This window comes from Streptomyces sp. NPDC004838 (assembly GCF_053600955.1).
The window spans coordinates 1-12807 of record NZ_JBSGAW010000062.1 but is presented as its reverse complement, the minus strand read 5'-3'; the positions used below and the strand labels follow the sequence as shown (position 1 = coordinate 12807).

Below are 12807 nucleotides of genomic sequence, written 5' to 3'. Positions count from 1 at the left end.
GGAGCCACAGCCACTGCACGGGTTCGCCGTGCGGCAGTTCCGGCATGTCGTACGCCTCGTCCTGCCAGGTCCTGGTGACCGGGTCCCATCCGCTGCCGGTGAACCACCGGACACGGCCCGCCCCATCTGCTCCGGCGGCACCCGCGTCAGGAAACCGGTCGATACGATGCGTTGTGGGTATGGACGCATCCACCGTGATCCACTTCGGAGGAGGGCGAAGGGCCATGCGAACGGTCAGCCGCGGTCGACTGGTGACAGCGGGGTTGGGACTGGGGGCATTAGGGGGCTTCATCAGCAGCCTGCTCCATGAGCGGAGCGTCCTGGCGGCCGCTCGGAACGCGGCCGGGGAAGGAAGCGAGGAACAGCCTCCATGGGTCGTCGGCTTGCACCCCTCACGCTGGACAACCTTTCGGACCTTCCCAAACGCTGCCGGGCGTGTGTCTTCTGGGAACTTGACCCGGTCAGCGGGGAAGCGGCGGTAGGTGCCGGAACAGCGGAACTGGAGAAGGAAGCCTGGATCTCCGCAGTGCTGCTGGAGTGGGGATCATGCGGCCGCATCGTCTATGTCGACGACGCGCCGGTCGGCTTTGTCCTCTACGCGCCTCCGGCGTATGTGCCGCGCTCTCTCGCCTTTCCGACCAGTCCTGTCTCAGCGGATGCCGTCCAGTTGATGACTGCGTGGGTCAACCCCGGCTACCAGGGGCAGGGACTGGGCAGGGTCATCGTGCAGACCGTGGCGAAGGATGTGCTCAGGCGGGGTTTCCGTGCGATCGAAGCATTCGGCGACTCTCGCTGGAAGGAACCGGCCTGTGTGCTGCCCGCAGAGCATCTGACAGCCGTGGGGTTCAAGACGGTACGCCCACACCCTGCCCATCCGCGGCTGAGGCTGGAACTGCGAACCACGCTCTCCTGGAAGGAAGATGTGGAGCTTGCGCTGGATCGGCTGCTGGGGGCGGTCCACAAGGAGCCGGTACTCAGACCGCTCTGACCCCCGAACACAAGAAGTGGGGTCCATCCCCGAGAGGCTGGACCCCACTTCCATGTTTCACGTGAAACGGTGCCCGCGGTGCTACTCGCCGAGGAAGTTCTCCAGGTCACGGACGATGGCGGCTTTGGGCTTGGCGCCGACGATCGTCTTGGCGACCTCGCCGTTCTGATAGACGTTCAGCGTCGGGATGGACATGACCCCGTACTTGGCGGCGGTGGCGGGGTTCTCGTCGATGTTGAGTTTGACGACCTCGATCTTGTCACCGTGCTCGGCCGCGATGGCCTCGAGGGACGGCGCGATCTGGCGGCAAGGGCCGCACCAGGCGGCCCAGAAGTCCACCAGCACGGGCTTGTCGCTCTTGAGGACATCCTCTTCGAAGCTGGCATCGGTAACGGTCTTCAGCGCGCCGGCCACGGCGGCCTCCTTGACTTCTTTGTGGGTGGGAGAGAGACGGTGCCGGGTCAGACCGCGGGGGTCCGCTCCGGCTCGGCGGCGTGCTCGCTGTCGGCGAGGGCCGAGAGGTACCGCTCGGCGTCGAGAGCGGCGGAGCAGCCGGTCCCGGCGGCCGTGATGGCCTGACGGTAGGTGTGGTCGACGACATCACCCGCGGCGAAGACTCCGGTCAGATTGGTCCGGGTCGACGGCGCGGCGACCTTCAGATAGCCCTCGTCGTCGAGGTCGAGCTGACCCTTGAAGAGTTCGGTCCGGGGGTCGTGGCCCACGGCGATGAAGAGTCCGGTGACCGCGAGCTGGGAGGTCTCGCCCGTCTTGGTGTTCCGCAGAGTCAGACCGGAGAGCTTCTGGTCGCCGTGGATCGTGGCAACCTCACTGTCCCAGGCGAACTTGATCTTCGGGTCCGCGAAGGCGCGGTCCTGCATCGCCTTGGACGCGCGCAGAGTGTCCCGGCGGTGGACGATGGTGACGGACTTGGCGAACCGGGAGAGGAAGGTCGCCTCCTCCATGGCGGTGTCACCGCCGCCGATCACGGCGATGTCCTGGTCCTTGAAGAAGAACCCGTCACAGGTGGCGCACCAGGAGACCCCGCGTCCGGACAGGGCATCCTCGTTGGGCAGACCGAGCTTGCGATGCTGGGAGCCGGTCGTGACGATTACCGCCTTCGCGCGATGAACCGTGCCAGCGGTGTCGGTGACCGTTTTGATGTCCCCGCTGAGGTCCACGGTCACCACGTCGTCCGGTACCAGCTCGGCGCCGAACCGCTCCGCTTGAGCGCGCATATTGTCCATCAGGTCCGGACCCATGATGCCGTCGCGGAAGCCGGGAAAGTTCTCCACATCGGTCGTGTTCATCAGTGCGCCACCGGCGGTGACAGCTCCCTCGAACACCAGTGGCTTCAGCGAAGCCCGCGCCGTGTAGAGCGCCGCCGTGTAGCCGGCTGGCCCCGAGCCGATGATGATCACGTTACGGACGTCGCTCACGGGTTTCTTCCTCGTCTCTGCAGACTGACTGCTGACTGCTGGGCCGGGTCAATGACTCTCACCCCACCCAACGGATCCTAAGGGGCTTGCATTCCCGTAACGGTCGCGCAGCGCAGTCGAACAAGTCAGAGGCGAGGAAAGGTGTCGGTCAGGAGTACCTTTCCGGCGGACGAAGGAGCGTTGTTCACACAGTCGGCCTCGATCACATACGCCTGGACCTGCTGGAGATCCACGACGTCCGGCAGAACGACGAGATAGGCGCTGACCCCGTCGTACATCCCCTGCTCGACTGCGATCGGAGCGTCCGTCCGGCCGGTGCCGAGCTGGACGCAGGGTGGTATGCCCGGTGTCCTTTGCACCTCCGGCGTTTCAGGGGCCCGAGACGGCGACTCCCCTCCGTCTTCGTCACGGAGGGGCCTTCCCCTGTCGATCTTTGTCTCGGCCTGCTCAGAGGCAGGTGTGCCGGAGACCAGTGTCTGCACCCTGTTCCGCAGATTGGATGCGGAGAACTCGCGGGTGTCGCTCGCGGAGGTGCTGACGCTGGCTTCCTTGTGGGAAGTGCCCTTGCTCATGGTGGAGGTCTGGATGACGAGCACGGTCATACCGACCGCGGCCACACCCACCAGGGCCCCCAGGACCGCGGTTCGGCGTCGGCGCCGGCTCGAACGGCTGCGGCCGGGGCCGGTTGTGCCTCGCGCATGCCCTGCGGGCCTGTCACCGGACTTGACCTCGGGCTGCGGTGAGGCGGGCGATGTTTCACGTGAAACATGCGCACCCGGCTCAGGCGCGGTGGACTCCGGCGGGGCTTCGGCGGCCAGGGCCGCATCGATGCGTCCCGCGACATCGGCGGGCATCGTCATGGCTCCGGGGAAGGTGCCGAGCAGGCCGCGGATCTCTTCGAGAGACGCGTGGACGTCGGTGCACAGAGGACAGCCGTCCAGATGCTGCCGTACCTCGGCGCTCTGGGCCGGGGAGAGCAGACCTTCTGCGAGGTCGGCGATCTCCGAGACATCCGGGTGCTGAGTCGTGTCGGCCGTCGATGTCACGTGCGTCCACCTCCGCCCTTCACAGCTGCAGGGTCGTGGGGACCCGCGTCCTCTTGCCTCGTCTCCGGTGGGACGGATGTCCCCGGCGTCCGGTTCCTTCTCGTACCGAGTCCGCTGCTGTCCTCGGCGTCACCGCGCAGGTGGGTGAGCATGGGCAATAGCCGGGCTCTCCCCCGGGCACAGCGACTCTTGACCGTTCCGGTCGGCACACCGAGGACATCGGCAGCCTCCGCCACGGAGTAGCCCTGCATATCGACCAGGACGAGGGCCGCCCTCTGGTCGACGGGGAGTCTGGAGAGCGCTGCCAGGAGTTCTCGGTGCAGATCCCGTCGCTCGGCGGGTGCTTCCGCGGACTCATGGGGTTCGAGGAGCTGGTCCAGCCGCTCGGTGTCATCGACGGGGGACGTTCTGCGAGAGGCCGCCTTCCGCGCCCGGTCAAGGCAGGCGTTCACCGTGATGCGGTGGAGCCATGTGGTGACCGCGGACTGGCCGCGGAAGGTGTGGGCGGCTCGGAAGGCGGAAACCAGAGCGTCCTGGACAGCGTCAGCGGCTTCTTCCCGGTCCCCCAGCGTGCGCAGGGCGACAGCCCAGAGCCGGTCGCGGTGGCGGCGTACAAGCTCGCCGAAGGCGTCGGGGTTCCCCGCGACATGGCTGGCGAGGAGTTCCGAGTCACTGAGCGCGTTGGACGCCCCCGTCGTCACGGCCTCCACCCTCTGTTCGGTCCCACCCAGTCCGTGCCCTGCCCCGACTGCCGACCGAACGATCCTGTCGGCGAGAAACGAGCGTGCGTCCAGGGCGATTCCTGTCTCCGGCCGATTCGGCTGCGGCTCGGCCTGTCTATCACGATTCATGCCGTGAGAGTCATAGGGATGCGGAATCCCGTGAACGCCGCACGGCCAGCGCAGTCACTGGCGGCTGACGGCCAGAAGAAGGCCGGCGGGGACCATGCCCTACCGGCCCGTTCTCATCGGCCGAGGAGTTCGATCTCCGAGATGCCACCCCGGAATGTGCCCGGAGAGCCGGCCGGTGGCAGTTCGGAGATCCGGATCAGCACGTACCGTGCCTTCGCCGGCTTCTCGAACGTGGTCTTGAGCGTCTTCCCCACGGTCTGCAGAGCGGTGAGCCGCTGGCTGAAGTCCGAGAGGGACTCCGGGGCGGAAGCGCCTTCACCTGCCGCGAGTACCTCGGCCTTCTGGCCACTGCGGTACATGGCGACCTCGATGCCGGTGACTTCCCGCACGCTGCCGAGGTCGACGACGATTCCGCTGCCGTCTCTGCGGGAGGAGAGGTTGCCGAAGTTCGGATAGCCCCGGTACTCCGGGGTGATCCACGAGGTACCGGGCCTGCCGTCCACCGCGTTCGGCACTTCGTCTTCCTGTATGCCGGACCCGCTGGGCGCGAACTCCGTCGCCTGCGTGATCGGCAGAGGCTTGTCCGGAGGTTTCGGCTTCTCGTCGTCACCCCCCTTGGGGGTGGTCTGGGTGGGCGTGGAGCCGGAGTCACGGGAGAGCAGCCTGTCCGCGATCTGCCAGCTGCCGAGACCCAGTGCGGCGATCAGCAGGGCCGCGACTCCCCATTTCAGTACCTTGCCCGTGCGGCTTTCGAGCGGGGCCGGAGGAACGGGCATCTGCGCGGGCGCGGCTCCGGGCCGGGTGGCCGGGCGGCCGTAGGTGCCCTGCTGATACGTGGTGCGCTGATACTCCGGCGGTGTGGCGAATGCGGGCTCCGGCGGCCGGATGCGCGGCATCGCGGCGACCGCTTTCGTCAGCTCGTCCGGGGTGGTGCAGGGCGGGTCCTGGCGGGACGCGGTGGCACCGTCGTTGACCAGCGCGCGCATCGCCAGCTCCGAGAGCCCGCGGTGGACCCTTGCGCGCACCTGGTCGGGAGGGAGGAGCCCGACTTCCTTGGGCAGACCGGAGAGCCCGTAGGCGTCGTTCTCATACGGCCAGCGCTGAGTGAGAGCGGCGTACAGCAGCGCGCCGATCGCCTCGGTGTCGGTGCGCTGTGGACGTTCGGCTGTGATTCCGCGGAGCGCCGCGTTCACCGCGAGCCCCCGGATGCGGTACTGGCCACTGGAAGTGCGCAGAACGGCGCTCGGAGTGAGCTTGAGGTGTGCAAGCCCCTCACGGTGGGCGGCCGCCATGGCCTGGGACAGCTGATCGACGAGCTGGTAGGCGTCATGCGGCTCGAGGGGGCCCATGGCGAGCAGCGCGGTGAGTTCGGTCGCGTCCGGGAGCCATTCATGGACGACATAGACGAGGTCGTTCTCCTCGACGGCGTCCAGCACCATGACGAAACGAGGGTCGCCGAGAAGGGCCGCCGAGCGGGCCGCCGCGAGCACCGAGCGGGCTCGCGGATGGTCGGCGGGGAGCAGGTGCACTCCGACGGCCCGGCGCAGTTTCTCGTCCACCGCACGCCAGCTGCTGAAACCGTCCAGACGGGTGATGCACTCCTCAAGCCGGTAGCGCCTGGCGAGCTTGTGCCCACTGTGCAGTTCGGGCGCGGCGACGATGGGCTCCTCGCCTTGCCGCTCGCTGCTCGTGTCCGGGGAGGTCTCCTCCGCCGTGTCCTGGGATTCAGCCGCCCCGTCGGCCGTGGCCTTTCCCGCCTGCGCGGTCAGCGGTTCGTCTCCGCTGTTGTCGGCCACGTCGACGGCAGCCGTGCTACGTTCCGCCACCGTCGTTCCTGCCTCCCCATCCGTTGCGCATAACCAACAGCCAAGCCAATTGTGCCCACAGTCCGCCGCTATGCACGACACACGGTGGCCAACGATGGTTGTGCGGGACCCCCACGATCCCATGGCCCAGCCGGAACGGCCTCAGCGTCCGAGGCGACCGCGCACCATGCCGACCATGGAGTTCAGCTCCTCGATGCGCATCCGCTTCGCAGCGACGAAGAAGACGCCCAGCAGCACGATCCCGCCGCCTACCAGCGCGGCCAGGGAACCGACGGCACCGCTTCCGATGGCCTTGGTGATGCCGAAGGCGGCACCGCCGCCGAGGGCCGCCGCGGGCAGGGAGGCCATGCAGAGACGGGCGTAGGTACGCATGATGTGGGAGCCGTCCAGATCGCCGCCGAGCCGCTTCTTCAGCCTGCGCCAGGCGACACCGACGCCGATCATGTAGGCGAGGCCGTACGACGCGGCCATGCCGACGACGGCCCAGCGGGCCGGCAGTACCACATAGCTGACCGCCGCGGCGGTGGCATTGACCAAGGCGACGATGACCGTGTTGTAGAACGGGGTCCGCGTGTCCTCGTATGCGTAGAAGCCGCGGAGAACGACGTACTGCACGGAGTACGGAATGAGTCCCAGGCTGAAGGCCATAAGAGTGAAGCCGATGTTGCGGGCGCCCTCCGTGCCCGATCCGGCGTACAGCAGGCCGGCCATCGGGACGCCCAGGGCGAGGAAGGCGAAGGCCGAGGGCACGATCGCGACCGCTGATGTCCGCAGCCCGTAGGAGAGGTCGTCGCGCACCGCCGCCGGGTCGCCGTCGTGGGCCGAACGGGAGATTCTCGGCAGGACGGCGGTCATCACGGAGACGGTGATGATGGCCTGCGGCAGTTGCCACAGCAGCAGCGCGAAGTTGAACGCCGTGATACCGGTACCGGTGAAGTTGGCCTTCTCCGCCGTGGACCCGGCCGCGGTGGCGAGCTGAGTGACGACGATCATGCCGAGCTGGTTGGCGAGGACGAAGAAGAACGTCCACTTGGCCAGGCCGGCCGCCTTGCCCAGACCGTGGCCCTTCCAGTCGAAGCGCAGCCTCATCCTGAAGCCCGCGTCCCGCAGGTACGGGAGCATGGCGAGCGCCTGGACGGTGAGTCCGAGCAGAGTGCCGATGCCGAGGAGCCGGACGCCTTCCGGAGTGATGGTGGCGGTGCTGACACCGGACTCCGTGAAGCTGCCGAATGCCCAGATGAAGGCCCCGAAGGTCACGATGATCACGACGTTGTTGAGGACCGGTGTCCACATCATCGCGCCGAAGCGTCCGCGGGCGTTGAGGATCTGGCCGAGCACCACATGGACACCCATGAAGAACATGGTGGGCAGGCAGTAGCGCGCGAAGGCTACGGCGACTTCCATCTTCTGCGGGTCGGAGGCGATCGGATCCGACATCATGCGGATCAGGAGCGGTGCGGCCAGCACACAGACCGTGGTGACACCCGCGAGCAGCACGATGACGAGCGTCAGCAGCCGGTTGGCGTATGCCTCGCCGCCGTCCTCGTCGTTCTTCATCGCCCGGACGAGCTGCGGAATGAAGACCGCGTTCAGGGCACCGCCGCCGACCAGGACGTAGATCATCGTGGGGAGTACGTTGGCGACCTGGTAGGTGTCGCTGAGGGTGCCGACGCCGATCGCGGCGGCCATCACGAGGTTCCGAAGGAAGCCGGTGAGCCGGGAGACGATCGTGCCCGCCGCCATTACGGCGCTCGACTTCGCCAGGCTCGCGACACGCCCGCCGGAGGTCTTGGAGGCGGGGGCGGCCGGAAGCGGCTCCGGCGCGGGTGCCGGGACGGATGGAGCCGAGCCCTGCTGATCGCGGAAGAGATGCGCGAACGCGTCGGTTTCCGCCTTCTGCTCACTCGCCCGGGTCACCAGGTCGTCCACGCCCGTGTACCGGGTGGTTCTGGCGTCGTCGCCGTACGGCAGATGACGGGACGGTCCGGCGGGTTCGGGCGGTGGGGTCTGTGCCCAGATCCTGGGGTCGGGTGCGTACTGGGGCGAGGGGGGCTGCTGGTAGAGCGGCTGTGGCTCTTGGTAGGTGCCGGGCGGCGGCGGGGGGTGGGCGGCCCGGTCGTAGAGTGCTTCGGCCACCGGATCCTGGGCGGACAGGTCCTGTGCGTGGTAGGGGTCGCGGGTGTAGGCGTCCTGGAGGTACGGGTCCTGTGGGGGGTCGGCGGCGGGCTGCTGTGGCCACTGGCCTGCCGGGTCCATGCCAGCGCCCTGACCGCGGTCACCGTCGTACGGCGCGTTCATTGCCACCCCACCTCATCGTCCCCGGCCGACCGGCCACGACATCGCTCAACGGTCCACCTTCTCACCCGTGCCCGACGGGTTGCCGCTTTCCGGACGGGTGTCCGGTGTCGGGTCACTCGCCTGCCCGGGATCAGGGCCGTCGATGACGTCTCCCGGATGTTCCGCGCCGCCGGACGAGGCGTCCTCGCCGGGTGTGGATTCCGGGGCATCGGCTCGGTCCGCCGTCGATTCCTCCGCGGTCTCCGGGGCGGTGCCCTGCGCGTCGTCCGCGAGCGTCTCCCGGCCGTCCGATCCGTCCGAGTCGACCTGGGCGGAGGCGCGCTTCCGCTGGCTGTACATCCGTACCCCGGCGAGGACGAGCAGGAGGACACCCCCCGCGATGACCAGCATCACCGTGGGAGTGAACTCGGAGACCTTGACCGTGAACTGCATCTTCTCGCCGTACGGCTTGCCGTCCTCGGTGTAGAGCTGTGCCGTCATCTGCGCCTGGCCGTTGGCGTTCGCGAGGGCGTCGAACTTCACCGACTGGCTGTGGCCGCCCTTGACGTTGATCGGCCGCTCGGCGACCCCCTTGTCGCCGTCGAGGCTGAGACGGGCCGCGTTGTCCGAGCTCAGTCGGAGAACCAGGTTGTCGATCCCCTGCACCAGCCTGTTCTGCACGGTGACGGGGATCGTCGCGCTCCGCCCGGACAGGGTGATCTGTGACTTCTCGATCAGCCGAACTTCTTCGGAGAGACCCTGCAGGTTCTCCCGGACATCGGCCCGGTACCGGCGGGCCTCCTCGGGCTGTCCCCGCCACGATGTGGACATCTCCCGGTCGATGGCTCGGCTGAAGGGCGTCTCCACCCGGTCCGGCGCTGTGAGAATGACCTTGAAGCTGTCGAGGGCGTTCTGGGTGGACCGGATGTCCTGGAACGCCTCGACGGGCAGTTCCTGCTTGCGGAGCCGAGCCGGGTAGCGCGAGGAGGAAGGCACCTTCGTCGTGACGCCCGCGTCGGGCTCGGCCTCCGAAGCCGCGATCAGGTCCAGCGGCTGTGTCCAGCGCTGGGAGTCCAGGGCCTCCAGCGCACGGGCCATGGACTGTGCCTGGGACACGGTTGGCGTCCGCTGCGGGGCGACGACGATGCTCCGCTGGTTGTTCGGTTCCTGAAGCGCCACCGCGAGCGTCTGGGCCAGGAACTGCTGGATGGCGAGCGTCGAACTCCCGCTGTTCAGCATGTCGCCCTGGAAGGCTTTGGACAGCCGGGAGTCGGTGACCACGGCGGTCGTGCCGCCGCCGATCGGGCGCGCGGCGGTGGGTGTGTACGGCAGATCGTCCCGCAGGCTGTCGCTGCGGGTGATCACATGGTCCGCGCCGGCAGAGGAGGCGATGTCCACGATCGAGGGGTCGATCGCCCCGTCCACGGGCCAGGCGAAGTCCACAGACGGCTTCACATGGATGATCGTTTCTACGGTCAGCGCGGCGACCTCGGTGGCCTGCTGGAGGTGGCTGAGCGATCCGGAGACGGTCCTGCCACGGTGTGCCAGAGATGCCAGATCGGGATCCGCAAAGGGCAGCGCGATCACTTGGCGGCCCTGGACCGCCTCCTCGACGCTGCTGAGCCACTGCTTGGCCACAGCCTGGTTCCGTCCGGGAACGGTGCCGTCTCCGTTCTTGACCTCATAGTTTCCGGTCATGGCGTCGACGGTGGCCAGCAGATCGGGATCGATGACCCAGGTGACGGGCAGTTCCCTGCCCAGGGAGACGAGCTGCCCTAGCCGTCCCCCGGGCGCGATCTCCGCGGCGAGCGACTCGTCCTCGAAGACCGGCGTCTGCTGCGGGTCCGACCCTGACTCCGAGGTGAGGTGGGTCGAGGAGATCAGAGGCCAGAGGTAGGTGAACTGGGTCCTCTTCTCCATCGCCTCGGGCTGCCAGGGGAGGAACGTCCGCTCGATGCCCAGCACCTGCTCGGACGGCTCTGCGGGGGTTCGGCCCGAGAGGGACACACCGAGCTGATAGACACCGTCGTCGCCGAGATCGAGGTCGTCGACCGGCACGGAGAGCGAGAAATCCCGGCTGATGCCGGATACCAGCTTCGGGAGCTTCACGGTGAACCTGCTCGCGATGGTGGAGCCGTCGGCACTCTGGTTGAAGCCCGTCCGCTTGGCCGCGCGGTCGATGGCACTCCTGCTGGTCAGTTTGGGGCCCACCCGCAGTGCGACCTCGGCGTCGGTGATGGTCTGCTTGCCTTCGTTGACCACCGTGCCGGAGATGGTGAGCGTGTCATTCTTCCCGGGAGCGCTCGGTGTCACCGCGCCGAGAGACACATCCACCGTCCGCGATCCCGAAGCGGTGTCGGCGGCGTGCGCGGCCGGTGCGACAGGTCCCCCCAGCAGACCCCCCACAAGGGGTGCACAGACGAGCAAGCAGGCTGCGCGGTGCAGCCACCGGCGGGCAGGAGAGGGAGTCATCCTCTGGAAGTCTGCCGCCTCGGCCACGCGCCCGTCCCTCGTCGTCTCATGCCGTTGGTCGTTGTCTCTCATTGCGTCCACGCATGGTAACGAGGTGCGCTGTGCCGAAGTGCCACGGACTGCCCCACAAGATCGCAAGGCGGGCCGGTTCCCCCGGTCCGTCGCGCGATCGGGCACCGCTGTGGCGGCCAGGATCGCCGCCATAAAGAAGGGACGCCGTGGTCGCCGGGGCACGTACCCTCTTCTGTTGTGCCGAATGCCAATGAAGACAACCCCACCGCACTGAGTCAGGTGCAACGCCGCGCAGTCGCGGAACTACTGCGTGTAGCTCCCGTCGCCGACGATCTCGCATGCCGATTCCAGGAGGCCGGGTTCAACCTCGCACTGGTCGGCGGTTCGGTCCGGGACGCGCTGCTCGGTCGGCTCGGCAATGATCTGGACTTTACGACAGATGCCCGCCCCGAGGACGTACTGAAGATCATCCGCCCCTGGGCGGACTCGGTGTGGGACGTGGGTATCGCCTTCGGCACCGTCGGGGCGCAGAAGAGCGGCTATCAGATCGAAGTCACGACCTACCGCTCCGAGGCATACGACAGGACCTCGCGGAAGCCCGAGGTCTCCTACGGCGACTCGATCGAGGAGGATCTCGTCCGCCGTGATTTCACGGTCAACGCGATGGCCGTGGCCCTGCCCGAGAAGGAGTTCATCGATCCGCACCACGGCCTGGAGGATCTGGCCGCCCGTGTACTGCGGACGCCGGGGACACCCGAGGCATCCTTTTCAGATGATCCACTCCGTATGATGCGAGCCGCCCGATTCGCGGCGCAGCTGGACTTCGAGGTCGCTCCCGAGGTCGTCACCGCTCTGAAAGAGATGGCGGAGCGCATCGAGATCGTATCCGCCGAGCGTGTGCGCGAGGAACTGAACAAGCTGCTTGTTTCGGCCCAGCCACGTAAAGGGCTGGCACTGCTGGTCGACTCGGGGCTGGCCGATCATGTCCTGCCCGAGCTGCCTGCGCTGCGCCTGGAGAGCGATGAGCACCACCGGCACAAGGATGTGTACGAGCACTCCCTGACCGTCCTGGAGCAGGCCGTCGCTCTGGAAGAGGGCGGACCTGATCTCGTTCTTCGGCTGGCTGCCCTGTTCCATGACATCGGCAAGCCGCGTACACGTCGCTTCGAGGACGACGGTCGGGTCTCCTTCCACCACCACGAGATGGTGGGCGCGAAGATGACCAGGAAACGGATGACCGCGCTCAAGTACTCGAACGACATGGTCAAGGACGTCTCGCGGCTGGTGGAACTCCATCTCCGGTTCCACGGCTACGGGGCCGGTGAGTGGACCGACTCGGCTGTGCGGCGCTACGTCCGCGATGCCGGACCACTGCTCACCCGGCTCCATAAGCTGACCCGCTCCGACTGCACCACAAGGAACAAGCGCAAGGCGACAGCTCTGTCCCGTGCCTATGACGGGCTGGAGGAGCGCATCGCGCAACTACAGGAGCAGGAGGAGTTGGACGCCATCAGGCCCGATCTGAATGGCAATGAGATCCAGGAGATCTTGGGCATCGGTCCCGGCCCGGTGATCGGTAAGGCGTACGCGTTCCTGCTGGAGCTGCGGTTGGAGAACGGTCCGATGGAGCATGGGGCGGCGGTCGCCGCGCTCAAGACATGGTGGGCGGCGCAGGACTGAGCGCGAAGCGGTGCCGTGTTTCACGTGAAACACGGCACCGGGGTTCACTGGATCCGCAGCGGGGGCGATGTTTCACGTGTGGTCGAGGCAGCCCGCCACCTCCTCGAACCAGCGCAGACTGGCCGCCGCCGCCGCGCGCTGCGTCGACGCCACGACCGGGCGGCGCTCGTCCTCGTACGCGATGAGCGCCTCGTCCAGCGAGCGCCGCTCGCCGATGCG

General features: G+C 67.6%; 10 protein-coding genes. 2 read left to right on the top strand and 8 right to left on the bottom strand.

The features are described from left to right. The coding region (locus tag ACWEFL_RS35655; RefSeq protein WP_451721183.1) for a hypothetical protein at positions 1-193 on the bottom strand (193 nt) is incomplete at its 3' end. Between the two features lie 177 nt (positions 194-370). On the opposite strand from ACWEFL_RS35655, the gene ACWEFL_RS35650 reads away from it, so the two are divergent. After that, positions 371-988, top strand: a complete 618-nt coding sequence (locus ACWEFL_RS35650; RefSeq protein WP_451721181.1) for a GNAT family N-acetyltransferase — start codon at positions 371-373, stop codon at positions 986-988. Between the two features lie 81 nt (positions 989-1069). On the opposite strand, the gene trxA is transcribed toward ACWEFL_RS35650, so the two are convergent. The 7 genes from trxA to ACWEFL_RS35615 all read right to left on the bottom strand — a co-directional run bounded on the left by trxA (position 1070) and on the right by ACWEFL_RS35615 (position 10923). Then, positions 1070-1402 (bottom strand): thioredoxin, encoded by a 333-nt coding sequence (gene trxA / locus ACWEFL_RS35645; RefSeq protein ID WP_451721179.1) that lies wholly within the window; start codon positions 1400-1402, stop codon positions 1070-1072. A gap of 47 nt (positions 1403-1449) precedes the next feature. Continuing rightward, positions 1450-2424 carry a thioredoxin-disulfide reductase gene (trxB, locus tag ACWEFL_RS35640; protein ID WP_451721177.1) on the bottom strand — a complete coding sequence of 325 codons (975 nt, stop codon included), beginning with the start codon at positions 2422-2424 and terminating at the stop codon, positions 1450-1452. 125 nt (positions 2425-2549) lie between these two features. Then, positions 2550-3470, bottom strand: a complete 921-nt coding sequence (locus tag ACWEFL_RS35635) for an anti-sigma factor family protein (protein ID WP_451721175.1) — start codon at positions 3468-3470, stop codon at positions 2550-2552. After that, positions 3467-4180, bottom strand: a complete 714-nt coding sequence (gene sigM / locus ACWEFL_RS35630; protein ID WP_451721173.1) for an RNA polymerase sigma factor SigM — start codon at positions 4178-4180, stop codon at positions 3467-3469. The genes ACWEFL_RS35635 and sigM overlap by 4 nt, the downstream gene beginning before the upstream one ends. A gap of 254 nt (positions 4181-4434) precedes the next feature. After that, on the bottom strand, positions 4435-6147 hold the full coding sequence (locus tag ACWEFL_RS35625) for a protein kinase family protein (protein ID WP_451721171.1): 1713 nt from the start codon (positions 6145-6147) through the stop codon (positions 4435-4437). A gap of 141 nt (positions 6148-6288) precedes the next feature. Beyond that, complete coding sequence (gene murJ / locus ACWEFL_RS35620; RefSeq protein WP_451721169.1) at positions 6289-8445, bottom strand: murein biosynthesis integral membrane protein MurJ; 2157 nt, start codon at positions 8443-8445, stop codon at positions 6289-6291. 45 nt (positions 8446-8490) lie between these two features. After that, positions 8491-10923: a DUF6049 family protein gene (locus ACWEFL_RS35615; RefSeq protein ID WP_451721167.1), complete on the bottom strand. Its 2433-nt coding sequence runs from the start codon at positions 10921-10923 to the stop codon at positions 8491-8493. A gap of 222 nt (positions 10924-11145) precedes the next feature. Here ACWEFL_RS35615 and ACWEFL_RS35610 point away from each other — a divergent pair, with 222 nt between their 5' ends. Further along, positions 11146-12588 (top strand): CCA tRNA nucleotidyltransferase, encoded by a 1443-nt coding sequence (locus ACWEFL_RS35610; protein WP_451721165.1) that lies wholly within the window; start codon positions 11146-11148, stop codon positions 12586-12588. Positions 12589-12807: the final 219 nt, after the last annotated feature.